Origin of the sequence: Meiothermus sp. CFH 77666, assembly GCF_017497985.1 — a bacterium.
Lineage (GTDB): Bacteria > Deinococcota > Deinococci > Deinococcales > Thermaceae > Meiothermus.
This window is the reverse complement of sequence record NZ_JAGDFV010000006.1, coordinates 1-23,902: the sequence shown is the minus strand read 5'-3', so window position 1 is coordinate 23,902 and position 23,902 is coordinate 1. Positions and strand designations below refer to the sequence as shown.

Below are 23,902 nucleotides of genomic sequence, written 5' to 3'. Positions count from 1 at the left end.
GTCAACCATGCGTGAAGCCCCTTTGATGGAACACCTCGAGGAGCTACGTAACCGCCTAATCTGGTCTATTGTGGCCTGGGCGGTTATGACGGCGGTAGCTTTTACCTTTCGAGTACAGATTTTGGAAGCCTTACGGCGCCCGCTGGATGCCTATAACGCGAGCGCCTCACTAAAAGCCGAACTCATTGTTCTGAACATCACCGAGCCTTTTCTTACCGCTTTCAAAGTGGCCGCCTTCGGCGGGCTGGCACTGGCTCTGCCATTCATTGTTTATCAAATCTGGGCCTTTATTGCACCGGGTTTGTACGCTCACGAGCGCAGGCTGGCGGTTCCCTTCATTCTGGGGGCGGGTTTTAGCTTTGCCCTGGGGGCGGTGTTTGCCTACTTTGTGCTGCTGCCCTTCGCTGTGCCCTTTTTGCTGGGTTTTTTGGGCGATGTGGTCACACCGCAAATCTCCATCGGGATGTACATGGGCCAGGTGGTGACGTTCCTGGCCCTGATGGGCATTCTCTTCGAGATGCCGGTGGTGAGCTACCTGTTGGCCCGCCTGGGCTTTCTCACCAGCCGTTTCCTGATGAGCAACTGGCGCATTGCAGTGGTGCTTCTCATCACGCTGGCAGCCCTGATCACACCTACTGTGGATGTGGTCAATCTAAGCCTGGTCTCCATCCCCCTGATGGTGCTCTATGGTTTTTCAATTCTGCTGGTCAAGTGGGCAGAACGCAGCCGCCCCAAAGAAGTTGAGCCCAGTGCTGTCTGACGCATTAAGCCCTACCGTTTCCAGGTACCTGCCATGGCGTGCGAGCTGTGCGGTTGGGGTGCAATACCGTCTTTATCTGAACACTTTGTACAGAGTCGTATAAATGCTTATACAGATTACAGATATAAAGGCAACGCCACGGCTCTAGCTGCGCTGCGTGATGAAAGCCGAATCTGATGGCTGTTGTCCCTCCCCTACGGCGTAGGGGAGGTTAGGTGGGGTTGCTTAGCAGCATCTTTGTGGAGTGGAGCGATTCAGGCCCTCGCCCAATACCCTCCCCAGCCCTCCCTACGCAGTAAGGAGGGGGCTTTAGGTCAATCCCTCTCAAAGACCTGCAAGTGTTATGAACATCTCTACGACGGTGTACTTTGCAGGCCATGGGAATGATGAAGTAGGGAATACGGGGAATATAGGGGATAGGGGACAGGCCTTTGAAAACCGCAACCTTTCTCCTGCCGCTCACCCCCACCCTGCGCGGAGGCGCAGTTCAGGAATTTTGTCTGGTCTCCACTCCTTGGCATGAATCGAGAAACGACTTTAGCCTGGCCTTGCTTGATAAGATGTTTACCAGAAGCCTTGCTTTGAACTGGCAACCTTGGTATACCATTGAGGTCATGGATCAGCGCATTGCAGACCTGCGTAAACAAGTGGATCAGATCAACCGCGAACTGCTCCGGTTGCTTTCCGATCGGGGGAAGCTGGTGAGCGAGATTGGGCGGGTGCAGACCGAGCTGGGGCTGGCCCACTACGACCCCAAGCGCGAAGACGAGATGCTGGCTTATCTCACCAGAGAAAACCCCGGCCCCTACCCTGACGAGACCATCAAGCGGCTGTTCAAGGAAATTTTCAAAGCCTCGCTGGATCTGGAAGAGCAGCAGGACAAGCAAAAATTCCTCTATTCACGGCAGGTCAAGCCCGAGGACACCACCGTGAAGGTGGGGGAGGTGGTTTTTGGGCAGGGTAAGGTGCTGGTGGCCGGGCCTTGCTCCATCGAATCGGAAGAGCAACTGTTGGCAACCGCCAAGTATCTGTCGGGCTATGGCATCAAGGTGTTGCGAGGCGGCGCTTACAAACCCCGTACCTCCCCTTACGGTTTCCAGGGGATGGGGGAACCCGCCCTGAAGCTGGGTCGTCAGGCGGCTGATGCCCATGGCATGGTGTTTGTAACGGAGGTGATGGACACCCGCGATGTGGAGCTTGTAGCCCAGTATGCCGACATTCTGCAGGTGGGCACCCGCAACGCCCAGAATTTCGCCTTGCTGCGCGAAGTGGGCAAGGCCAACAAGCCGGTTTTGCTCAAACGAGGTTTTGCCCAGACCATCGAAGAGTGGTTCTACAGCGCCGAATACATCCTTTCGCAGGGCAACGCCGAGGTGATTTTGTGTGAGCGGGGTATCCGCACCTATGAAAAATGGACGCGCAATACCCTCGATCTCTCGGCGGCCATACTGGCTAAACAACTGACCCACCTGCCGGTGATAGTGGACGTAACCCATGCCGCCGGGCGGCGCGACCTGCTGGCCCCGCTGGCCAGGGCGGCCCTGGCGGCGGGTCTGGATGGGGTTCACGTTGAGGTGCACCCCAACCCCAAAGTGGCCCTTTCCGACAACGAGCAGCAACTCGACTTTGCCCAGTTCGAGCAGTTCATGAAGGCGATCGAAGACCTGATGCCGAAAGAGACCTCGAGGGTCTAGCTCGATTGAGCAAATGTCAGTTTCTTCCCTGACCTCTAACCTCTATACCCTGTACCCTATTAACTGTGGGACTTTTTGACAATTTAGTGGGGGCTTTCCTCAAACTAACCGACCCTACGCCGGAATATACCGGGCCGCGTTGCCTGCTCGAGCGCAACAGCGTGGGGGGGTGCGACAAGTGCCAGCAGGTCTGCCCGCATCAGGCCATTAATTTGCAAGCCTTCACGGTTGAAATAGACGAGGTGAAGTGCACCAGCTGCGGGCTGTGCACCGCAGTTTGCCCAGGTCTGGCGCTGGAGTTCCCGCTTGGCCCCATTCAGGAGAAGCTGCACCGGGGGCGGGGCCAGCTTAGATGCTCCAAAGCGCCTGGGGCAGGCGACGAAATTCATTGTCTGGGACAACTCACACCAGGAGTCTTGGCCGAATCGGGTTCCCGTTATGGCTTGCTTACCCTGGCCCACGGCGACTGTGCAAGCTGCAAAATCGGCGGCCCTTCCATTCCCGAACGGGTGCAGTGGGCGGTGGAGGAGGGGAAAAAGTATTTTCCGGGGCTCGAGGTGCACCTGCAGCAAGATGCGCTACGCGGGGCGGAGGTGGGCCGCCGGGAGTTTTTTGGGGCCATGTTTGGCGGGGCCAAGCGTTCCGCCGCAGAACTGGTACCCAACCTGCCTTTACCCCAGCCGGAAACCTACGAAGATAAACGCGCAGATCATCCCGCCGAGTTGCGTTTGCGCAGGGTGGCGGCTCATCGCGCTAGCGCAGTACGCTGGCCCCGGATTGCCGTGGCTGAGGGGTGTACGTTGTGCCCGGTTTGCACCAATGTGTGTCCTACCAAGGCGGTTGAGCGTGAACGCGACGCCGTGGAGGGGCTGAGCGAAGAGTACGTCTTGAAGCTGAATGTGTCGGCCTGTACAGGCTGTGGGGCCTGTGTGGAGAGCTGCCCTCCGCAGGTCATTTCGATGGTCGAAGCCAGCCGGGAGGAGGTGCTGGGCGAGCCGCTCGAGCTCTACCGGGGTACGCCTCCCTGGTACGACCTCTAGGGGCCGAAAACTACACCAGGTGCCTGCGCCGTTGGAAAGCTCAAAAGTCCAGCGTCACCACTCTAGCTATTTTGTACTTTGGTCAGAATCCGGAACGCCACTGGCTTGGAGAGTACCAGGGCGGTGGTGGTGGTACCATAGACGCCCAGTTTCTGGTTGAGCATTTGTTCTAACTCCTGCACCGAGCGGAACACGGCGCGAATCTGGTAGCCATCGCGCCCGGTCAGATTCCAGAACTCGAGCACGTTGGGCAGTTCTGAGATATAGCGTATGGCTGCATCGTGATTGCTGTGGGACACCTCGGCGCGAATGAAGACCTCGAGCGAATAGCCAAGCTTCCCGGGATCCACTACGGCCTGGTATCCCCGAATAATCCCGGCTTCTTCCATGCGGCGCACCCGCTCGGCCACCGCAGGGGCCGATAAACCCACCTGCCGTCCGATCTCGCTGAAAGGCATCCGGGCATTTTGTTGGAGCAGCTCGAGGATTTTCCAGGAGAGATCATCCATGATTTTCGAATCTATGGTCATGGCCCCATTTTACTTTATTTATACTGGTTATCTAGCTGTATTTGTTTCGTTATGCCATTCTCAAACCCCGAGTCGCCTACTACCATAAAGACATCGGCTTGGATTGAGCTGATCGAGGAGAAGGATATGAAACACGCCATCAACGCCAAAACCTTGGAGCAAAACGCCCTCGCTGCCCATACCCTCTTCGTTCAAAATCGAGACAACCGACTGGACTGGTTGGTAGATCGGCATTTTGTGGTTGAGCATCTGGTTCCAACCTTGCTGTACCGGTTGCAAGCCCACCTTCCAATAAGGGCCGATGAACTGGTCGACCTATGGGCTGATCACCTGGGCTTGTCCGAGACCTTGTTGGAGGCCTGGAGACCTAAACTCGAGCCCCTATTTGCCGAATACCTTCATCTGCTAGCTTCCGAGTTGCAGGTACATGCCCAAAACCCCCATTTGGTACACCGTATGTTGAGTCGGGCGAGCTAAAGTGGTTCTCAGAGGAGCTTGCTCCTAACAGCAGTTTTTGCGGTGCGGGGCACCTTACGCCTCTCACATAGAGGCGCATGGGTGGAAAAATCGAAAAAAATCTACTGATACACTTGGCACAGTCGGTTTGGGCAAGTCCAGACTGGCGTATGCACGCAAAACTAGAGCCAAGGTACAACAGCAGTGCCCAAAGGTTTGACACATTGCAGCCAGACCCCTAAAATACCGTTTGCTGTCCTGCGGGTTTCGCTCCACTATGGGTGAGCAAACCGTTTTGACCGCTCCGCGCTGGGGCATCGTCTAATGGCAGGACAACGGTCTTTGGAACCGTCGGTCGTGGTTCGAGTCCACGTGCCCCAGCCAACCACCCTCCGCATGGTTCGGGGGGTTTTTGCTTTCTGATTGGCCAGTGTGACATATGGGCGTTACCCCGGCCCCTGGTTTGCTACTATCTAGATATATGGCGGAAGCTGTGCAAAGTGACAAAATTTTGGTGGTTACCTCGAGCCTGACCCTGCGTGCCTTGCTCGAGCTGGCCATCGAGGAGCAGGGTGTGGAAGCTCAATTTTTTGAGAAAGCCCAGGAAGGTCTGGATTTTCTCAAAGCCCATACACCCCGCGCGATTGTGCTGGATGATGGAATTGAAATTGACCCCTTTTCCATTGCTTCCCGCCTGAAAATGAGCCGTCGGTTGCGGGAAGTGCCGGTAATACTTTTCATCGGTGATAGCGATGATCGCACCAAGCTTACGGCTGAATTTGCTCGAGTGGAGCATGTAATCTCCAAACCGGTAGACCGGAAAGCCTTTGCCAGCATCCTGCGGAACCTTCCCCAGCAACAGCCCAGCATCTAGCCTAGCCTTACCCAGTTGCCCATAGGATACCCCAAGCCAATAGCGGCTTCCGAAATGACCCATCGAATCTCGTCTGGGCAATATCCCAGGAACGGGCTTGGTTACCTTTGGGCAGAATCGGTATTACAAACAATCTAATCTGCGGCTGCTACACTAACCTGCGTGCGTAGATTGCTCCAGATTGTGCGGGTTGTGTTCATTGCCGGATTTTTGGGAGCTACGGGGGCTGCGGGCTACGTGGCCTGGCTCCTGCTGCGCGACTTGCCCAGCCTCGAGACCCTCGACGACCTGCGATTTACCGCGACCTCGACCTTCTATACCCGCGATGGCATCCCGATTGCCGACCTGGCCTCGGTGGAGGATGGGCGGGCCATTGCCCGGCAACTGGTTCGCCTGAGCGAAGTGTCGCCTGCGGCGGCAGTGGCGGTGGTGGTTTCAGAGGATCAGCGCTTCTTCAAACACTACGGCATAGACTTCATCCGCCTGTTTGGGGGTCTGTACTACTCCTTACGCGGCGACCTGCAAGGGGGCTCGACCATTACTACCCAGGTGGTCAAAAATACCTTGCTGCGCGATCTGGCCTTCGAACGCCGAAGCATCAGTGGCCTCGAGCGCAAACTCAAGGAATTTCCCCTGGCGATCCAGATTGAACGCCGCTACTCCAAGGAGGAAATCCTGGAGATGTACCTCAATGTGGTGCCCTGGGGGGGCAATGCCCAGGGCATCTGGGCAGCCGCTCAGGCCTACTTTGGCAAGGAACCCTCCGAACTCAACCTGGCTGAAGGGGCCTACCTGGCCATTTTGTTGCCAGCCCCCAACCCCCGCTATCTGGACTACGCCTCTACCCGGCGTCGTATGAAGGTGTTGCTCGGCAACATGGTGACCGAAGGATGGGTTAGCCAGGCCGAGGCCGACGCAGCCTGGCGCTACAAGCTGGTGCCCAAGGGCTGGGAAGTGGCCTACGACGACAATGGCAACCTCAAGAGCGCCAAACTGATAGACCCCAGTGTGCGTATTGTGCCGGAACGCAACGTCCGGCTGGCCCCTTATTTTGTTTACGAGGTACAGCGCTACCTGAAGGAAAAAATCGGTTCTGACAAGCTTCGAGAGCAGGGGGGGTTGCGCATCATCACCACCCTTGACCTGAAGATGCAGACCGCTGCCGAGAAGGCCGTAGTGGGTCGCCGCCTGCCCGACCAGGCCCAGTTGGCGCTGGTGGGCCTCGAGCCCAACTCGGGCGAGGTGCTGGCCATGGTAGGAGCACGTCCCGGTACGGAAGGCGAGTTCAATCGGGCTACCCAGGCCTGGCGCAGTCCCGGCTCAGCCATCAAGCCCTTTACCTATGGCGTGGCCCTCGAAGCGGGCTGGACCCAGGCCACCACCGTGCGCGATTCCCCCGTTGAGTACCCCACCCCACGCGGGGTCTGGCGACCCAAAAACTTCGACGGACGGTATCTGGATCGTCCGGTCAGCCTCCGCTACGCCCTGGATCGTTCGTTGAACTTACCGGCCATTCGTACCGCCGAGGCCATTGGGGTACAGCGCCTGGGGGACAAGCTACGGGCTGCCGGGTTTCGCCTGACCGGCAACATGGCCGTGCTGGCTAACTCAATTGGTGGGGGGGCCGATATTACCCCTATCGGACTGGCAGCCGCCTACGCCAGCTTTGTCAACGGGGGTTACTGGGTTGAGCCGCGCCTGGTGTTGCGGGTTGAAGATAGCAATGGCCGGGTGATCTACCAGCCCGAAACCAAAAAGGTACTCCTCTGGACCCCGCAAGTGGCCTACCAGATCTGGGACATGCTCAAGGGCTACGTCTACGATGTTCCCCCCGGTTTTCGCACCAGCCTGGCCTGGGAGGCTCGCATTCCCGGACGCATTGTGGGCGGTAAGACCGGCACCAGCGACAATGCAGTGGATTTGTGGTTTGCCGGAGCTACCCGAGGGCTTGTTGCTACGCTTTGGGTGGGCCGCGATGACCACAAGCCCCAACGCATGGGAGGCGTCGAGCCGAGCAGCTCGATGGTTAATCCTCCTATCTGGCGCGATTTTGTAGAACAGGCCTTGCGGGGCCGCCCTGCCGGCGACTTTCCTCAGCCTTCGGGGCTGGTTCTGGCCAATTTCGACCTGCTAACCGGTAACGACAGCTCGAGTGGGGTTGCTGCGCTCTTTCCAGCCCGCCAGGTGCAGCGCACTCAGGCGGTTGTGCGGGACGCACCCCCTCAGCCTACCTACATCTCGCGGCCTGGTCCGGTGGTTGCCAGCACCAATGCCTATCAAACCATCGCAGTGGATCGGGGTACTAACTGCCTGGCCTCGCCCCAGACCCCTACCGAACGGGTGATATGGCTGCAAGTACCGGATGGCCGCGTCAACGATTATCGGTGCAACTAGCAGGGGGCTCCCGTACCAAACCTATCCGGTTTGACATTTGCTCCAGTTGCATTTATTGTTTCCTCAGATGGTTTGGTATACCACTACCACTACCTGAGGCGGCAACTCCCTCGAGTTGTCGCCCCTGCCTGCCTACCCTGGCGGGTTTTTTGTTTCCCAGAGGAGAGGCCATGAGAATCGGAATTGTTGGAGCTACCGGAGCCGTTGGCAAAGAGCTACTGAGTGTACTAGAAAAGCGCAACTTTCCCGTTTCTGAGCTGCGATTATATGCTTCGGCCCGCTCGGCAGGCAAAAGCCTCAAGTTTCGCGGGAAGGAAGTGAACATCGAAGCCTTACCAGAGACTCCCTTGCCGGTGGATGTGGTGTTGGCAAGTGCGGGGGGCGCTATCTCCAAGCAGTACGCCCCAATCTGGGCTAAACAGTCGGTCGTAATCGACAACTCCTCAGCCTTCCGCTACGACCCCGAGGTGCCTTTGATTGTGCCGGAGATCAACGCTCACGCGATTCGGGGCCACAAAAACATCATCGCCAACCCCAACTGCACCACCGCCATCCTGCTCATGGCGCTTTATCCCCTTCACAAAGCCTTTGGGGCCAAAAGAGTGATTGTCAGTACCTACCAGAGTTCCTCGGGTGCGGGTGCAAGTGGCATGGAGGAGCTCCTGCACGGCACCCGGCAGTACCTGGCAGGGCAGGCCGTAGAGCACAAAACCTTTGCGTATCCGCTACCGTTTAACGTTATTCCGCAAATTGATGCCTTCCAGGAAAATGGCTACACCAAAGAAGAGATGAAGGTGCTGTGGGAAACCCAAAAGATTATGGGGGACACAGAAATTAAGGTTTCCTGTACGGCGGTACGGGTGCCAACCCTGCGCGTGCATTCCGAGGCCGTGACGGTGGAGTTTGCACGCCCGGTGAGCCCGGAAGCGGCGCGGGAAGTGCTCAGAAGCGCCCCCGGGGTAGACCTGGTGGACGACCCCGCCAATAAACGCTACCCCTTACCGCTAACCGCAACCGGCAAGTTCAACGTGGAGGTGGGGCGTATCCGTAAGAATCTGGTGTTCGATAACGGACTGGACTTTTTCGTAGCGGGGGATCAGCTGCTCAAAGGTGCGGCCCTTAACGCGGTGCAGATCGCTGAACTGCTGCAAAAGCCGGTAGCCAGCTAATAACAGGTCGGATGACCCTCTGCGCCGTGCAAAACTGGGTTTGTCAAACCTGCGGAGCACATTGCCCTGGCTGCACGTCACGAGCAGGATCCAGGTACACACTGAATCTGCAACTCGAAAACTGGCCATCCATCACAGCAACCTGCCAGAAACGACCCGTATACTCATCCAGGAGGTTTGGCTATGCGTAAATGGCTTGTTCTAATGGTCTTGTTGCTCACCCCGGCTTTCGCCCAAAGCGTTCAGGTAACCGCTGGTAGCCCTTTTGGGGTCAATGCGGGCATTCGCCTGCCTCTGGTACCTTTCGTGCTGGACGGGCGGGTGTATGCGGGGGCCAACTTCTTCACCGGCGGCCCGGCCTCGCTGGGTGGGGGCGCCGATGTGCTGGTAACGGTGCCCCTGACTGACCTGTACGCAGGTGCGGGGTTGTTTTATGCGACCGGCACCACCGTATCGTTGTTGGCCCAGGGTTCTACCGGTGGGGGTTTGGGGGCCAGAGGGGTGATTGGCACCTATTTGAACGTGGGACTGCCCTTAATCGGTATTTTTGTCGAGGTACACCCGATGTTGTTTTTCTCTGGCTCCAGCACGTTTGGGCTGGGGGGTGCGGTGGGCGTCAACATCGGTTTTTAGTGGCCCAAATAGGCCAAGGGCTGGCACAATGCCAGCCCTTGTTTCTTTCTGGCGGAAATGGCTTCATACCCGTATATTGACCCGTGCTCCACTTTCGAACAGGTGTATGGAGTCAATAAAACGCACCACCTTGGTCTGGTAGCCCATCACGATGGAGTGGGTACGGGCCCCGCCGCCGAAATAGCGCACCCCCTCGAGCAGCTCTCCATGCGTAATGCCGGTGGCCGAGAAAACAATCTGTTTTCCAGGGGCCAGATCGTTGGTGCGATAGATTTTCTTTTCGTCGGCGCCCATGGCCTTGAGGCGCTCGAGCTGCTCTTCGTTTTCCGGCAGGAAGCGCCCCTGAATTTCGCCGCCCATGCACTTGAGGGCTGCGGCGGCCAGCACCCCTTCAGGGGCACCCCCACTGCCCATCATGGCATGCACCCCAGTGCCCCGCACCGCTACCGAGACCGCGGCCACCACGTCGCCATCGGTAATGAGCTTGACCCTGGCGCCGGCTTCGCGTACCTCTCGAATCAGTTTTTCGTGCCGGGGCCGATCCAGGATGACCACCACCAGATCCTCTACCTTGCGCTGCAAAGAGTCGGCGATGATGCGCAGGTTGGCCTCTACCGGAAAATCCAGGCTTACCTTGCCCGCTGCCGGAGGCCCCACCACCAGCTTTTGCATGTACATGTCTGGTGCGCCCACCAGCCCACCCTTTTCGCTGATGGCAATGACCGTGATGGCGTTGGGAAGCCCTTTGGCAGTGATGGTAGTACCCTCGACCGGGTCTACAGCGATGTCCACCTCGGGGCCGCCGCGCCCGAGTACCTCGCCGATGTAGAGCATGGGGGCTTCGTCCATCTCCCCCTCGCCTATCACCACTCGGCCCCTGATGGGCAGTTCCGAGAGCACCTGGCGCATGGCCTCGGTTCCAACCCCGTCCACCTCATCTTTTTTGCCCATTCCGGCCAGCCGGCTGGCGGCCAGGGCGGCTTGCTCGGTGACTCGAGCAATCTCCAGCACCAACAGCCGTTCAATGTCCATCTCGGTCTCGAGTTCCATACTCAGAGCTTACCAGGGTTCGTAGGGGGTATACGCCTGGAAGCACTACCAGACGAGGCTTTACGGCTTGTGTCGGCTCCAGAGCGTGCGGGCGAGGTCGGCGGGGGTAATGCCCCGCTCTGCCAGAACAAACAGCAAATGAAAGAGCAGATCCGAAGCTTCCCACTCGAGCTCCTTGCGGTCGGTGTTTTTGGACGCAATAATTACCTCGCCGGCTTCCTCCCCGATTTTCTTGAGTACCCGATCCAGGCCAGCCTGATGCATTTTGGCCACGTAAGAGCCCTCGGGAAGTGTTTCGATACGGTGCTGAATGGTGCGGTAGACCCTCTCCAGCACCTCGCCCAGGTTAGGGTCAGCGGAGGGGGTTAGGGGGTGGTGGAAGCAACTCTCAGCGCCGGTGTGACAGGCCGGGCCATGTGGGATGACCCTGTACAACACCGCGTCCTGGTCGCAGTCGAGAACCACTTCAATAACCTCTTGGGTGTGCCCAGAGGTGAGGCCCTTGACCCACAACTCGCCCCGACTGCGGCTCCAGAAGGTACTCCGGCGGGTCTGGAGGGTTTGTTCCAGGGCTTCGCGGTTGGCATAGGCCAGGGTGAGTACCTGGCCGGTGCGGGCGTCTTGCACAACCACCGGAACCAGGCCGTTGGCATCGAACTTCACATCCCGGAGGTTCATGGGTACCTTTTCCTTTCGTTGGCGGGGTGATGGGATTATGTCGGCTCATCGGCCAGAGGTGGCTCAATCCGCATGGGTATGCCCTCCTGGGCCAGGTAGGCTTTGAGTTCCGGGATGGGAATCTCGCCAAAGTGAAATACGCTGGCGGCCAGGGCTGCGTCGGCGATGCCGTCTTGCAGAACTTCAGCGAAGTGTTCTTTGCGTCCCGCACCCCCCGAGGCAATGACGGGGATTCCTACCACCTGAGAAACGGCGCGGCAGAGCTCGAGGTCAAAACCTGCTTTGGTGCCGTCGGCGTCCATGCTGGTCAGCAGGATTTCCCCGGCCCCCAGGCGAGCGCCCTTCTCGGCCCACTCCAGCGCATCCAGGCCGGTTGGGGTGCGGCCTCCGGCCACGTACACCTCCCAGGTGTTCCCTTTTCGCCGTGCGTCTATGGCCAGCACCACCGCCTGGTTGCCAAAGTGGTCGGAAAGCTCCTGAATCAGCTCGGGCCGCCGGACCGCCGCCGAGTTCACCGAGACCTTGTCGGCCCCGGCCAGCAACAGGGCCCTGGCATCCTCGAGGCTGCGGATACCCCCACCTACCGTAAAGGGAATGAAGACCTGCTCGGCTACCTGGGTGGCAATCTCGAGCAGGATGCCCCGTTCTTCGTGGGTGGCGGTAATGTCCAGGAACACCAGCTCATCGGCGCCGGCCAGGTTGTAGGCCTTGGCCGACTCGACTGGGTCGCCGGCATCGCGCAGATTCACAAAATTGATGCCCTTGACCACCCGTCCGGCGTGGATATCCAGGCAAGGGATGATGCGCTTGGCTAACACGCAGTTGATTGTCGAAGATTGTGCCATAAAGCGCAAGGGTGGAAGGCTCGGGCCAGGCTTTTATCGTTTTCGCCTTTCCGCTGGTTTGGTGCTTCTTGCCAAATAAAACAACATCTAGCGGTAACTGCTGTCGCCGGATGAGGGGTTGAAACGACGATGCCCAGGCAAATGGTAAGTACCTGGGCTTGGACAAGATTCCTGTCGGGACTGGCCTGGCCTGGTGAGCTCGAGCGCATTTTGACTACCGCGACAACAGGCTCAGGACTTCCACATGATGCGTAAACGGATAAAAGTCATAAGGCCGGACGAAGTGGAGCCGGTAGCCAGCCTGTACCAGCCGGCCAACATCCCTGGCCCAGGTGGCGGGGTCGCAGGCGATGTAGAGAATCTCTTTGGGCCGTCCTTCCAGCAAACCCGCCAGTACTTCGGGGGAAAGGCCGGCCCGGGGCGGGTCAACCATGACCAGATCGGCGGGCAGGTGCTTTGCGAGTACGCGCGCATCGTCTTGTTTGAAAACCAGGTTGTGTGCCCCCAGCCGATCCCGGTCGGCCTCGCCGCGCTTCACTGCGCTGCGGTTGATTTCAATGGCCACCACTTGCTCAAAAAGGGGTGCGAGGTGCAGGCTCAGCACCCCACTGCCCGCGTACAGCTCTACCGCCTTGCGACCCGGAGCAACCAGCCGGGTGGCCTCCCGGAACAGCAGCCCAGCCGCCTTTGGATTGACCTGGGCGAAACTTTGTACATTCACTGTTGAAAGGATGCCTCCAAAGTCCTCCAGAAGGTCGGTGGCCCCCGCCAGGTGTTGGATGCGGCCCCGGAAACGGCCCCTGGGGCTCTCTTCTGCCCAAACCACCCCCGCCATGCCCTCCTGTACCAGCGCCTGGGCGGTTTTCTTGAAAAACCGGGCCTGCCCGCCAATGAAGCCGACCTGAACCTTGTGTTCGTAGATGGAGCCGCGTAGCACGACCTCCTCGAGGCTTGGGAGCGGCCAGCCTGACAGAAGCTCGAAGGCAGGCTGGAGGGGTTCGGCAATGAGCGGGTCGTGGGAGACCCGAGTCAGGTGGCTCGAGCGGGGCTGGCGGTAGGCCAGGCCGCCCAGGGGGTGCAGGGCGTACTGGGCGGTAGTGCGATAGTAAAGGCCCTCTTCGGCTCCGTAGGTGGGGGAGAGCTGGATGGGGGAGACCTCAAAGCTCAGTTTGGCGATGCGTTCAAGGGATTCCTGCACAAACCCCTGCTTGATGGGCAGCTGAGCCGGGTATTCCAGGGGCAGGTCTGCCGAGGGGGGTAACGGCTTAAGGTAACGCGCCGGGTGGGGTTCGAGTACCCGGATAACCTGGCCCTCGAGGTGGTTTTTGCGTTCACGTAGCTCCGCTTCGACCACCTCTCCGGGCAGGGCGCCGCGCACCAGGGCGGTGCCCGATGGGGTTCGGGCCAGCCCCAGCCCTCCGGCGATCAGCTTTTCGATGTGTAACCTGGGCACACCTCACCATACCGCATGACTCGTAAATGTTGGTCTTGGAGGTTGACGCCGCCCTGACGCTGGGGAATAATCAACCCGGTTGGCACAAGGAGGAAACAGGAATGAAAAAGACGTTGTTGCTATTGGCCTCTCTTGCTCTGGCAGGCTCTGCCTTTGCACAAACCTTCATCACCATTGGCTCGGGCGGCACGACCGGGGTCTATTTCCCCGTGGCTACCGGCATTGCCAAGCTGGTCAACGATGCCAACATCGGCGTGCGGGCCAACGCCCGTTCCACCGGTGGCTCGGTCTTTAACATCAACGCCATTGCCTCGGGTGAGCTCCAGATGGGTCTGGCCCAGAACGACATTGCCTTTTACGCCTACAACGGCACCGGAATCGCGGCCTTCGATGGCAAACCCGTCAAGAACATCCGGGCGGTGGGCATTCTCTACCCGGAAGTGGTGCACGTGGTAGCCCGCGCCGGGGCCGGCATCAACACCATTGCCGACCTGCGCGGTAAGCGGGTGGTGATTGGGGATGTGGGTTCGGGCACCGAGCAGAATGCCCGCCAGGTGCTCGAGGCCTATGGCCTCGGCCTGAACGACCTGCGTGAAGCCATCCGTGTGAACCCAAACAACGCGCTAGCCCTCATGCAGGACGGTCGTGCCGATGCCTTCTTCTTCACCGGTGGCCTCGGAGCCTCAGTAATCAGCCAGGCGGCCCAGACCATCCGCGTACAACTGGTGGAAGTGGAGTATGACCGGGTAAAGGAGCTCGCCAAAAAATACCCGTTCTACCGTGCTTTTAACATTGATGGCGGCATCTATCGCGGGGTGGACGTAACCACGCCCTCGGTGGCGGTACTTTCGATGTGGTTGGCCGCCGACAGTGTAAGCGCCGATGTGGTGTACAACATGCTCAAGGCTACCTTCGATAACCCCGAGTTCAAGGCTATTCACCCCAACCTACAACGCTTCTTCAACGTTAACGCTGCGGCTCGTAACCTCCCCATCCCGCTGCATCCTGGCGCTGAGCGCTTCTACCGTGAGAAACGCATTATCCGCTAATCTTTAGCATTTCTGGGGGCGAGTAGCCCTATCATACCGCCCCCTTCCCCGGGGGGGCCGCCCGGATGGGCGGCCACTATTCTGTCCAGGACAACGGATTCGCAATCCCGGATGGCTCTAAATATCTGAAGGGCGCCCTATTCGCCTCATCACGAATCCAGGTAACTCAGTGCTCTGGCAACTTTATTTTCTTGTCATTCCAAACGCAGCGAAGCGAAGTGAGAAATCTGATGCGTCGCAGTCCTCTATATACATTGTACCCATGCAGTACCAGTTTCCTCGTTGCACTGCGTGCACCTCGGAATATCAACAAGAAGTCAAGGGCAGAAGTTGGGCTCATTGAAGCCATCTCAAATACTTTGTTACCAGACCACTCAGAAACAAAATAGACGCAAAGTCGGTTTAGATGTAAAACTATGCAAGCCGGGTCGCTAAAAAGGAGTTGGCGTTTTGCAGGAGGTTGTGAATGAGTAAAGATATGCCGGAAGCCGAAGCCCTGCAACTGGTGGAAGAGACCGAGCTGGGGGGGCGCAAACCCACCAACTGGTCGCGCTGGTTGATTCTGGGCTTGGCGGTGGGGTGGAGCGTTTTCCAGGTCTGGGCCACCTGGGTTGGCTCGCTGGATGCCCTGTTTTTCCGCGCTGCTCACCTAGCGTTTGCTTTTGCGCTGGTATTTCTGGTGTACCCCTTTAACCGCAGGAGCCGCCGGGATCGGATTCCCATCTTTGACTGGATTTTAGGCATTACCGCGACCCTCTCGGCAGCGTATGTGATGTGGCAGTACAAGGAGATGATTGAAGTTCGCGGAGGCCTGGCAAACCAAACTGATTTGATTGTTGGAAGCATTACAATTGTGATGCTGTTGCTGGCCGGGTGGCGCTCGCTAGGGCCAGCTATGCCCATTATTTCGCTCTTGTTCATGCTCTTTGCCCTGACCGGGCCTCAGGGTTTGTTTCAGGGGCAGTTGCCAGGTGCTTTGGGCCAGTTGCATGCGGGGGTGCAGTGGCGTTCGCTGGTGAGCCAGTTGTTCATGAATGCCTCGGATAGCATCTGGGGTACCCCCATCGGGGTTGCAGCGCGCACGGTATTCGTGTTCGTGCTCTTTGGGGCTATCCTCGAGCGGGCCGGGGCCGGGAAGTGGTTCACCGACCTAGCTTTTAGCGTGCTGGGCGGGGTGCGCGGAGGGCCTGCCAAGGCCTCGATTGTCTCCTCGGCGCTCACGGGAGTAGTGTCAGGTTCCTCGATTTCCAACGTGGTGACCAGCGGAACCTTTACCATCCCGGCCATGCGGCGGGCAGGCTACACCGCCGAGAAGGCGGGGGCGGTTGAGGTGGCAGCCAGTTCCAACGGGCAGCTCATGCCCCCGGTGATGGGCGCGGCGGCTTTCATCATGGCCGATTTCCTGGGGGTGCCTTACTCGGCGCTGGTGGTGATGGCAATTGTGCCTGCCCTGCTGGCTTACACCACGCTGTTTATTCTGGTGGATCTGGAAGCGGTCAAGCTGGGTCTGAAGGGTTTGCCCAAGGCCGAACTGCCCAGGTTCTGGCCCACGCTGCGGGCCGGCTTGCACTATGTGTTTCCCCTGGGCTATTTGCTCTATGCGCTGCTCATTATTGAACTCTCGCCCGAACGGGCTGCGCTCAACACCATTTTCTTGATGATTGGGGTGGCCCTGCTGCAAGAACTCTACCGCGCCCAGCGCTCCGGCCAGGGCTTCATGAGCGGGCTTCGTTCCTTTGCCCAGATCCTGATCGAAGGCTTTGCCAACGGGGCCCGCAACATGGTGGGCATTGCCATCGCCACCGGTCTGGCCGGCATCATTATTGCGGTGGTACTCATCACCAACATCGGGTTCGGCCTCACCGACCTGCTGCAAACCATCTCGGGGGGGAATCTGCTGGCGGCCTTGTTCCTGGCCCAGCTCATCAGCCTGGTGCTGGGCATGGGCCTGCCCACCACCGCCAACTACGTGGTGATGGCCAGCCTGGTGGTTCCGGTGGTCACCAAAATTGCCGAGCAAAGTGGCATAGACTATGGCTCCCTGACCTTCTCGGGCATTGAGGTACCTATCCTTAAAATCGTGGCCCATATGTTCGCCTTCTACTTTGGCATCATGGCCGACTCTACCCCGCCGGTGGCGCTGGCGGCCTATGCGGCCTCGGCGATTGCCAGGGGCGACCCCTTCAAGACAGGGGTTCAGGGCTTTATTTACGAGTTGCGAACGGCCCTGCTGGCCTACATGGTTTTCTTCAACCCTGGTCTGCTGATGATTGGGGTGGAGAGCGTGCTCGAGGGCGGTCGCATCATTGTAACGGCACTCCTGGGGCTCACGGCTTTTTCGGCAGCGACGCTTGGATATTTGTTGGGGAATGCCAACTGGTTGCAGCGCCTGCTGTATCTGGCCGCCGCGCTCATGCTGATGCCCAACAACCCCAACACCGAAATCATCGGTATGGGTGTGCTAGGGGTGACACTAGCCTGGCAGTGGTTGGCCCGCCGTGCGGCAGCCTGAGGGAAGGGTTTCCAGGGAACAGTCCTGCTAATGTGCAGGTGTTACGCAGCTAAGTGTCTCCCGCCTATGTTTTGGATAATGACGTGATCGAGAATCATTCGGGTATTGCGCCCAGAGCATGATTTTTTAGCACAGCCTGGATTCATCTCTAAACCTTATGCGGGCGCAACTTAGAGTATGAACCACTTTTCATCGGATGCATTCAGAACCGTCGCCCATGAAGCTTTACCTGGCTGAGCTGACCGACACGAGCTCACCCCTGGCCTTGCGCCGGCGGGGCCTGGTGCAACTCAGCGGGTTGACACTAGCGCTTCAACTGTTGCACCTGACCCTGGCCTGGCTGGCATTGCCTGCCATACCGGGCTTACCGCAGTGGGCAATGTGGACGGTGAGCGGGCTTTTTGCTGCAGTACTGCTCGCTATTGGAGTACTCATAACCCGTCCCTCAACCAGAAGACCCCACCTCGAGCCGCTGCGAGCAATTTTTTTGGCGGCGCTCTGGCTGGGGGTGGCCTTCCTGGCCGCAATTTTTGCGGCGCGGATGGCCCATGGGTTAGGGGTGGTGCTGTTTTTGGCTCTTGGGCTGGTGGGCTACGGGATTACTTTTGGACGCTTGTGGTTTGGGTTGAGCAAAGCGTGACCACCAGGGTTTGCTGCTAGGGACGGGCTTTTTCAGCAGTTGCTCAATTCGGGGCAGGGCCTCCTCGGCCCGCTGGCGGCCCAGTTGGTAAGCCAGGTCGGCCTTGGTGTAGTCGAAGGTTTCGATAGGAGGGTCGGCAGCCAGCGAGATGACCACATCGGCCTGAGACAGCGCCATGCTCAAAAGGCGGCGGCGCGAGGCCTCGCCGGCCTGCAGGGCTGCTTCCAGCGCACTTTTGGGCTCGCTGGGCACGACCCGGTTGGAAACATCCACCGCTACGATGGGCCCGGCCTGCAGGGCTCTGGCTGCCGTGACCGGCACTTTTTCGGCCACATCGCCATCTACCAGAAGCCGTCCGTGCCACTCTACAGGAGGAAAAATGCTGGGTACTGCGCTGCTGGCCGCCAGGGCTTCAGACACTGGCCCGGCCCGAAGCATGACCAGCTCGCCAGTGTTGAAATCGCAGGCCTGGATGACCAGTGGAATCGGACTCTCTTCAATGCGGCGCTGGCCAAACAGGGTGCGGTAGCCCTGGCGAATTTTGCTTCCCTCGGCCAGGTAGGGCCGCCGTACAAAATCCACCAGCCGGGTTACCTGGTACAGGGCGCCGTTTTTTTGCAGGCGCTCGAGTTCGGGATCCTTGAGCCACTCGCTCAGTTCGTTGTGATGTACGTTGATGCCAAAAGCATAGATAGCGGCTGCCAGCGCACCTGCAGAACTACCCGCCAGACCGGCGATGGGAATTCTGGCCTCGGTCAGTACGTCCAGCACCGCCGTGTGTGCACTGCCGCGAACCCCGCCGCCTCCCAGTGCCAGCACAATACCTTCCATATAGTGCATGGTAACAGAAAAATTAGACTGAGTGCAGTGATTTTGATTAAGTTCAGCTAATTGACGCCGAAACGTCCACTGGAAGCCTGATGTTCAAGTCAGGGGGGTTATCAAACGCCAGGGTATTTGAAAGGTGGGGGCTTTGAGTCTGTCGGGGATCTGGACGTGCAAAAACAGAGGTGCCGGTTCAAACGCGTTTTTAAAAGAGGAGGTTCTTGCAGGCATGTTTTGAGCCTCCAAACCCGAGAGTCCCGGTTGGCATCCCGCCTGGATTGGAGATAGGTGAGCGAAGTGGCTGGCGAGAAGTATAAGGAATTTGTCATGTCGGGCTACGCGGCAAAGGGGTAGCATGAAGGATATGGTTCCAGAGCTGTCCAAAGTGCCCGGCATTTTGGGAGAGATATCCAGACGACGCTATAGCGAGGTGGTGGGCCTCGAGGGCCTCGAGTGGGCCGTGCCTGCAGCGGCTCCGCCTTCATTCAGCCAGGCTTTGCGCTTGCCGGGTTTGTCGCTGATTGCCGAGGTGAAACGCAAGAGCCCCTCACAAGGAGAGATAGCGGTGGCGCTCGAGGCTGCCCAGGTGGCCCGCGCCTACAGGGCGGGCGGTGCCAGGGCCATCAGTGTGCTCACCGAACCGCACTATTTTGCCGGTTCAGATCAGGATTTGCTCGAGGTGCGGCAGGCGGTGGACTTGCCCATTCTGCGCAAGGATTTCACCGTACACCCCGTGCAAATTGCCCAGTCGCGGGCGATTGGTGCATCGGCGGTGCTGCTAATTGTGGCGGTGCTGGGTTCTCTGACGGAGGTGTATCTGAAGCTGGCCCATGAGCAAGGTCTGGACGCGCTGGTCGAGGTGCACGACGAGGCCGAGCTCGAAATCGCACTGGCTGCGGGAGCCCCGATTATTGGGGTCAACAACCGCAACCTGGCTGACCTGAGCATTGACCGCTCCACAGCGCCACGGCTGGGCCAGATGGCCCGACGGGCAGGGTTTAGCGGCCTGCTGGTAGCCGAGTCGGGCTACAGCGAACCGGCTCAACTGGTCGAGCTCGAGGGCCTCTTTGATGCGGTGTTGATTGGCACCAGCCTGGCCCGCAGCGCCAACTGGCAGGCGGCAGCAACGCAGATGACCCGTAAGTAGTCGCTCATGAGGACTAGACTGGATATGTAGAGCGTGCTTTTCTGGATGCCGATTCCCTTTGCTCTGACAAGCCCGGCAAAGAGCAGCGCAATTCGAGGCAACGTGCGATTCGCGGTTCGAACGGCAGCGAAGATAAAGGGAGGAATGGATGGCCCTCTATCTTAGCTTGCTAGGCCCGCCCCAACTCTGGCAGGATGGCAAACTCGTCTCGAGCCTGCCCCGCAAAGCGGTGGCGATGGCGGCCTACTTGGCGGTGGAGGGCCAGGCCGTCGAGCGTGCGCGTCTGGCCGATCTGCTGTGGGAAGGAGAGGAAGAGGCGGTGCGGCGGAACCTTCGCCAGGAGCTTTTTCGCCTGAAAAATACCGCCTGGGAACGGGTATTTGAACAAAGCGCTCAGCATATAGGGCTGGGGCCGGTGGAAACCGACCTCGAGGCTTTTCTGACCCAGATGGCGAGGGGGGCCTGGTCGGAGGCGCTGGCCTTGTGGCGGGGGGGATTTCTGGCCGGACTCGACCCCAAGGCCTCGGAGGGCTACTGGGACTGGCTGATTCCCGAGCGCGAGCGGTGGGAGCGCCTCTACCGGGAAGCCATGCTGGGTCTGGCCCGTAGCCAGGAAGCTGCGGGCCACTTGGCCGAAGCCCTCAAGGTCTACCAGAAGCTGCTCGCCGAAGACCCTCTCCAGGAAACCGAACAACAGGCCGTGATGCGCCTCTTCCTGCAAATGGGGGATCGTTCGGCGGCGCTACGGCAGTACGAGCAGTACCGGGTATTGCTGCGGAACCAACTGGGTCTGGAACCCAGCCCGCAGACACAGGTTTTTGGGGTGCAATTGCGGGAAGGGCAGCCCCTGCCCGCACAGCAGCCGGGGGTGGCCCAATTGTTAAGCGAGCCCCCACTGGTAGGCCGCAATGAGGACTGGGCCTGGCTCGAGGCCCATTGGGGGCGGGGCTTGCTGCTTTTGCTGGCCGATGCGGGGGTGGGCAAGAGCCGCCTGGCCCTCGAGTACGCCAAGCATCAGGTAGGGGCCGGCCCTTCCGAGACCCTGCGCATCCGCCAGCGCGAGAGCGGGCAGGGGATTGGTTTTAGCGGTTTACTGGAAGCCCTGCGCCAGGCCCTCGAGGCGCAAAAACTGGGCAACCTCGAGGCTCCCTGGCGGGACGAACTGGCCCAACTGCTGCCCGAACTGGGCCTTCCGCCCAGCAACCCCCACAAGGCGCGGTTCTTTGAAGCCCTGTGCCGGGCTTTGCAGGCCATTGTTCGCCCTGGCGGGGTGGTGCTGTGGGACGATCTGCACTGGCTGGACTGGGCCAGCCTGGAGTTCCTGCCCTACCTGGTACGTCGCGCCAGCAGCCTGGGTTTTTTCCTGCTGGGCACCGCCCGCCCCGAAGCCTTGCAAAAAAACCAGCCCGTGCGCCTCATTTTGCAAGAAATTACCCGAGAAGACCGCCTTTTCCAACGCATGCTTCAGCCCGTGGATGCGCCTGCACTGGTGCAGTTGCTGCGTCAGATGTCGGGCCAGCGCGAAGGGGGTGAGCGCTTTGCAGAACGCCTGTTTCAGGCTACCGAGGGCAACATGTTTTATGTCCTCGAGACTCTACGCTACCTCTTCGACCAGGGGTTGTTGCGGGCCGAAGCCGGGGCCTGGCATACCCCCTTCGACAGCTTCACCTCCGACTACCGCGAGCTGCCCCTGCCCCCCAGTGTGCGCGATGCCTTACTGGAGCGGCTGCAGCGCCTGGGGGAGGGTGCATTGCCCATCCTCCAGGCCCTCGCGCTGGCCGACTTCCCCTTGTCCCCCGACATGGCCGCGGGGCTGTTGCGCCACCTGGGGGCTCCCATCACAGAGCTGGAAAGCCTGACCCAGAGCGGGTTTCTGCGCCTTGACCCCAGCGGCTATACCCTGCGGCACGAGCTGGTACGACAAACGGTGCTGGCCGAGATGAGCGAGTCGCGTCGTCGCTGGCTGCACGCCCGTATTGCCGATGCCCTCCGCGAGGTGGCCGGCCCCCTGCCCCAACTGGCCGCGCACCTCGAGGCCGCCGGGCAGCGCGCCGAAGCCTATGTGGCCCACCTGATGGCCGGGCGCAGCCTGCGCCGGGGGCCGCTGGCCCGGCAAGCCCTGGAGCACTACCATCGTGCCCAGGTGCTGTGCCCCCCCATGGAACCCGACCCCGAGCGCTTTCGAATGCTGATTGAAGCGGCGGAAACCCGGATCACGCTGGGGCAGATACAGATTCCCGAGCGCCAGGAAATGGCCCGGCTGGCCGACAGCTTAGGCGACCATGAGCGTTTTCGGCTGTTCTTGTTGAACGCCGATGCTTCGCTGGCCTCGGGCCGGGTGGCCGAGGGCATCGCGGCGGCGCGGGAGGCCCTGCGTCTGGCCCGAACCCCCTGGCAGCGGGGCCATGCTTTATTTAAGCTGGCCTGGCTCGAGTATCGGGGCGGCGACCCCGATGTGCAGCTCGAGCCCCTCCTGGCCTCCATCCGAGCCTTTCACGATATCGGCGACCAGGCCATGGAAACCCTGGCCCTGCGCAACCTGTCGGGTTACTGGTTCCGGCTGGGCGACCTGGCGCAGTACGACCAGACCTATGCCCAGGCCTTCAAGCTGGCCGCCGAACTGCGCGACGACCTGCTTCTCCGGCGCTTACGGGCCGACAAGGTCATGGTGGACTGGGTCAAGGGGGACTACGCAGCCAGCCTCCAGGTGGCCGAACTTTTGTACCAGGAAGCCCGCGAACGGGGCGACTGGTGGGCGGTGTGGGATGCCCTGCAGGGACTGCTTCTGAACGCAGCCGTACTGGGGCTGGAGCCCGGACTCGAGGCCACCGCCCGGCGGGCCATGGTCGAGGCCGCCGAAGTGGGGGCCTGGCGCGACCTGGCCCTCCTGCGCTCCGACTACGGCAACGCCCTGATGGTGGCAGGCCGCCTGGAGGAAGCCAGAGGCGAGCTAGAGGCGGCCCTTCGCGACCTGCGCGAGATGGGCGAGCGGGCCAGGCTGGGCCATGTGCTCTTCAACCTGGGCTTTACCCTGCTCGAGATGGGCGATCTGGAGCGCAGCCAGGACACCCTGGCCGAATCGGTTGCGCTCTGGCGAGATCGCAAGGAATACCGTCACACGGCCCGCTCCCTGGCCGCCCTGGCCCTGGCCCACCTGAGAGCCAGCGACTGGAAAAAAGCCCAGCAACTCTCGGAAGAAGCCCACGCCCTGCGTGCCGACTGGGCACGGGGCATCTACGACCTGCCCCTGGTGCTGTATGCCAGGGCCCGGGCCCTGGGCGACAGGCGTGGCCAGGCCTACTTGCGCGAAACCCAGCAACTCCTACGCGACCTGGCGCAGGAGTTACCGCCCCATCTTGCACGGCGCCTCCTGGACAACCGCTATGTGGCCTGGGCACTTAAGAAAGCAGTTTAGAAGAACCTGCAATACAGTAACGGCAATATAACGCTGAACTTGTTAGCCTCTGGCTGGCTACAACCCGAAACCCACCAACCGGTTGAGCTTGGAGGTTTTTATGAAACGCCTTTTGTGGCTTTTGAGTATGAGTCTAATTCCTCTGCTGACAGCCTGCCCGGGTGGCGGAGGCGGCACCTCCAGCCTGACGATCTCTCCCAAGCCCACCACCGTAACGGCAGGCACTACCGTCACCTTCAACGCCACCCTCACCAACGCTACAGGCACCATAAACTGGACACTTTCTGGCGCGGGGTCGCTGTCCGCGACCACCGGTACTTCGGTCACCTATACTGCGCCTGCCAGTGTACCCACTCCCGCCACCGTGACTCTGACGGCTACCTCGGGTTCTCTCAGCGACAGTGCCAACTTCACTATTGCCGCGCCTACAACCATTACGGTTGCCGGTACCGTAATTGGTGCCAATCTACAGCCTGTTGCCAGCGCGCCAGTCGTGATTACCTCGGGTAGTACCAATCTAAGCACAACCACCAACGCAAGTGGTGCATTCAGCGTTGCCGGGGTAACGCCTCCATATGACGCAACCGTGGTTACTGGGAACCAATCGCTCATATATAATCACTGGTGCTAGTCACAAAACGATGTCAGCTATACACAGGTCTGGGGAAGCAGCGATGAGGTTCAGGGCGATGATGAGGTAAGCCCACCAAGCGGTAAAGCCAAGTTCAGTACGGTGAT

The 23,902-nt window shown here is 59.8% G+C and carries 20 protein-coding genes and 1 tRNA gene; 15 read left to right on the top strand and 6 right to left on the bottom strand.

Annotation, left to right across the window (positions count from 1 at the left end; genetic code table 11):
• The first annotated feature begins 7 nt into the window (after positions 1-7).
• The 3 genes from tatC (at position 8) to J3L12_RS04675 (ending at position 3,494) form a co-directional block, all read left to right on the top strand.
• On the top strand, positions 8-760 hold the full coding sequence (tatC, locus tag J3L12_RS04685) for a twin-arginine translocase subunit TatC (protein WP_208013885.1): 753 nt from the start codon (positions 8-10) through the stop codon (positions 758-760).
• 614 nt (positions 761-1,374) lie between these two features.
• Positions 1,375-2,454 (top strand): bifunctional 3-deoxy-7-phosphoheptulonate synthase/chorismate mutase, encoded by a 1,080-nt coding sequence (locus J3L12_RS04680; RefSeq protein WP_208013974.1) that lies wholly within the window; start codon positions 1,375-1,377, stop codon positions 2,452-2,454.
• 65 nt (positions 2,455-2,519) lie between these two features.
• Positions 2,520-3,494 carry a 4Fe-4S dicluster domain-containing protein gene (locus J3L12_RS04675; RefSeq protein ID WP_208013884.1) on the top strand — a complete coding sequence of 325 codons (975 nt, stop codon included), beginning with the start codon at positions 2,520-2,522 and terminating at the stop codon, positions 3,492-3,494.
• A gap of 62 nt (positions 3,495-3,556) precedes the next feature.
• Here J3L12_RS04675 and J3L12_RS04670 read toward each other — a convergent pair whose 3' ends face one another.
• Positions 3,557-4,024, bottom strand: a complete 468-nt coding sequence (locus J3L12_RS04670) for an Lrp/AsnC family transcriptional regulator (RefSeq protein WP_208013883.1) — start codon at positions 4,022-4,024, stop codon at positions 3,557-3,559.
• A gap of 126 nt (positions 4,025-4,150) precedes the next feature.
• On the opposite strand from J3L12_RS04670, the gene J3L12_RS04665 reads away from it, so the two are divergent.
• The 6 genes from J3L12_RS04665 (at position 4,151) to J3L12_RS04640 (ending at position 9,550) form a co-directional block, all read left to right on the top strand.
• Positions 4,151-4,501 (top strand): hypothetical protein, encoded by a 351-nt coding sequence (locus J3L12_RS04665; protein WP_208013882.1) that lies wholly within the window; start codon positions 4,151-4,153, stop codon positions 4,499-4,501.
• A 289-nt stretch (positions 4,502-4,790) separates the two neighbouring features.
• Positions 4,791-4,864: transfer RNA gene (locus J3L12_RS04660), tRNA-Gln, on the top strand.
• A gap of 109 nt (positions 4,865-4,973) precedes the next feature.
• On the top strand, positions 4,974-5,354 hold the full coding sequence (locus tag J3L12_RS04655; RefSeq protein WP_347708839.1) for a response regulator: 381 nt from the start codon (positions 4,974-4,976) through the stop codon (positions 5,352-5,354).
• Positions 5,355-5,516: 162 nt separating this feature from the next.
• Positions 5,517-7,748, top strand: coding sequence for a transglycosylase domain-containing protein (locus J3L12_RS04650; RefSeq protein WP_208013880.1), 2,232 nt, complete (start codon positions 5,517-5,519; stop codon positions 7,746-7,748).
• Positions 7,749-7,918: 170 nt separating this feature from the next.
• Positions 7,919-8,917, top strand: coding sequence for an aspartate-semialdehyde dehydrogenase (locus J3L12_RS04645; protein ID WP_208013879.1), 999 nt, complete (start codon positions 7,919-7,921; stop codon positions 8,915-8,917).
• Between the two features lie 183 nt (positions 8,918-9,100).
• Positions 9,101-9,550, top strand: coding sequence for a hypothetical protein (locus tag J3L12_RS04640; RefSeq protein ID WP_208013878.1), 450 nt, complete (start codon positions 9,101-9,103; stop codon positions 9,548-9,550).
• Positions 9,551-9,613: 63 nt separating this feature from the next.
• Here the strand turns inward: J3L12_RS04640 and glpX are convergent, their stop codons facing one another.
• The 4 genes from glpX to J3L12_RS04620 all read right to left on the bottom strand — a co-directional run bounded on the left by glpX (position 9,614) and on the right by J3L12_RS04620 (position 13,576).
• Positions 9,614-10,582, bottom strand: coding sequence for a class II fructose-bisphosphatase (gene glpX / locus J3L12_RS04635; protein WP_243454950.1), 969 nt, complete (start codon positions 10,580-10,582; stop codon positions 9,614-9,616).
• A gap of 78 nt (positions 10,583-10,660) precedes the next feature.
• Positions 10,661-11,314 (bottom strand): bifunctional phosphoribosyl-AMP cyclohydrolase/phosphoribosyl-ATP diphosphatase HisIE, encoded by a 654-nt coding sequence (hisIE, locus tag J3L12_RS04630; RefSeq protein ID WP_347708845.1) that lies wholly within the window; start codon positions 11,312-11,314, stop codon positions 10,661-10,663.
• Positions 11,314-12,096 carry an imidazole glycerol phosphate synthase subunit HisF gene (gene hisF / locus J3L12_RS04625; RefSeq protein ID WP_347708838.1) on the bottom strand — a complete coding sequence of 261 codons (783 nt, stop codon included), beginning with the start codon at positions 12,094-12,096 and terminating at the stop codon, positions 11,314-11,316. The genes hisIE and hisF overlap by 1 nt, the downstream gene beginning before the upstream one ends.
• Before the next feature lie 241 nt (positions 12,097-12,337).
• Complete coding sequence (locus tag J3L12_RS04620; RefSeq protein ID WP_208013875.1) at positions 12,338-13,576, bottom strand: RsmD family RNA methyltransferase; 1,239 nt, start codon at positions 13,574-13,576, stop codon at positions 12,338-12,340.
• A 101-nt stretch (positions 13,577-13,677) separates the two neighbouring features.
• Between J3L12_RS04620 and J3L12_RS04615 the strand changes: the two genes are divergently transcribed.
• From J3L12_RS04615 to J3L12_RS04605, 3 genes are all read left to right on the top strand, one after another.
• Entirely contained in the window at positions 13,678-14,625 is a 948-nt protein-coding gene (locus J3L12_RS04615; RefSeq protein WP_208013874.1) for a TAXI family TRAP transporter solute-binding subunit, read from the top strand.
• A 466-nt stretch (positions 14,626-15,091) separates the two neighbouring features.
• Positions 15,092-17,137, top strand: coding sequence for a TRAP transporter permease (locus J3L12_RS04610; protein WP_208013873.1), 2,046 nt, complete (start codon positions 15,092-15,094; stop codon positions 17,135-17,137).
• A 217-nt stretch (positions 17,138-17,354) separates the two neighbouring features.
• The gene (locus tag J3L12_RS04605) at positions 17,355-17,777 is read left to right on the top strand and encodes a hypothetical protein (protein ID WP_208013872.1); all 423 of its coding nucleotides are present in this window, start codon (positions 17,355-17,357) and stop codon (positions 17,775-17,777) included.
• Here the strand turns inward: J3L12_RS04605 and J3L12_RS04600 are convergent.
• A complete protein-coding gene (locus tag J3L12_RS04600; protein WP_208013871.1) occupies positions 17,691-18,608 on the bottom strand; it encodes a patatin-like phospholipase family protein in 918 nt (305 codons plus the stop codon). The genes J3L12_RS04605 and J3L12_RS04600 overlap by 87 nt on opposite strands.
• 358 nt (positions 18,609-18,966) lie before the next feature.
• Here J3L12_RS04600 and trpC point away from each other — a divergent pair, with 358 nt between their 5' ends.
• From trpC to J3L12_RS04585, 3 genes are all read left to right on the top strand, one after another.
• Positions 18,967-19,749 carry an indole-3-glycerol phosphate synthase TrpC gene (gene trpC / locus J3L12_RS04595; RefSeq protein ID WP_208013870.1) on the top strand — a complete coding sequence of 261 codons (783 nt, stop codon included), beginning with the start codon at positions 18,967-18,969 and terminating at the stop codon, positions 19,747-19,749.
• A gap of 148 nt (positions 19,750-19,897) precedes the next feature.
• Positions 19,898-23,164, top strand: coding sequence for a BTAD domain-containing putative transcriptional regulator (locus J3L12_RS04590; RefSeq protein WP_208013869.1), 3,267 nt, complete (start codon positions 19,898-19,900; stop codon positions 23,162-23,164).
• A gap of 100 nt (positions 23,165-23,264) precedes the next feature.
• Positions 23,265-23,795 (top strand): carboxypeptidase-like regulatory domain-containing protein, encoded by a 531-nt coding sequence (locus J3L12_RS04585; protein ID WP_243454938.1) that lies wholly within the window; start codon positions 23,265-23,267, stop codon positions 23,793-23,795.
• Positions 23,796-23,902: the final 107 nt, after the last annotated feature.

Bases quoted from the DNA above. Each gene is read 5' to 3' on its own strand.
- tatC (WP_208013885.1), top strand. From the start codon at position 8: ATGCGTGAAGCCCCTTTGATGGAACACCTCGAGGAGCTACGTAACCGC.
- J3L12_RS04680 (WP_208013974.1), top strand. From the start codon at position 1,375: ATGGATCAGCGCATTGCAGACCTGCGTAAACAAGTGGATCAGATCAAC.
- J3L12_RS04670 (WP_208013883.1), bottom strand. From the start codon at position 4,024: ATGACCATAGATTCGAAAATCATGGATGATCTCTCCTGGAAAATCCTC.
- J3L12_RS04665 (WP_208013882.1), top strand. From the start codon at position 4,151: ATGAAACACGCCATCAACGCCAAAACCTTGGAGCAAAACGCCCTCGCT.
- J3L12_RS04645 (WP_208013879.1), top strand. From the start codon at position 7,919: ATGAGAATCGGAATTGTTGGAGCTACCGGAGCCGTTGGCAAAGAGCTA.
- J3L12_RS04640 (WP_208013878.1), top strand. From the start codon at position 9,101: ATGCGTAAATGGCTTGTTCTAATGGTCTTGTTGCTCACCCCGGCTTTC.
- glpX (WP_243454950.1), bottom strand. From the start codon at position 10,582: ATGGACATTGAACGGCTGTTGGTGCTGGAGATTGCTCGAGTCACCGAG.
- J3L12_RS04615 (WP_208013874.1), top strand. From the start codon at position 13,678: ATGAAAAAGACGTTGTTGCTATTGGCCTCTCTTGCTCTGGCAGGCTCT.
- J3L12_RS04610 (WP_208013873.1), top strand. From the start codon at position 15,092: ATGAGTAAAGATATGCCGGAAGCCGAAGCCCTGCAACTGGTGGAAGAG.
- J3L12_RS04605 (WP_208013872.1), top strand. From the start codon at position 17,355: ATGAAGCTTTACCTGGCTGAGCTGACCGACACGAGCTCACCCCTGGCC.
- J3L12_RS04600 (WP_208013871.1), bottom strand. From the start codon at position 18,608: ATGGAAGGTATTGTGCTGGCACTGGGAGGCGGCGGGGTTCGCGGCAGT.
- trpC (WP_208013870.1), top strand. From the start codon at position 18,967: ATGGTTCCAGAGCTGTCCAAAGTGCCCGGCATTTTGGGAGAGATATCC.
- J3L12_RS04590 (WP_208013869.1), top strand. From the start codon at position 19,898: ATGGCCCTCTATCTTAGCTTGCTAGGCCCGCCCCAACTCTGGCAGGAT.
- J3L12_RS04585 (WP_243454938.1), top strand. From the start codon at position 23,265: ATGAAACGCCTTTTGTGGCTTTTGAGTATGAGTCTAATTCCTCTGCTG.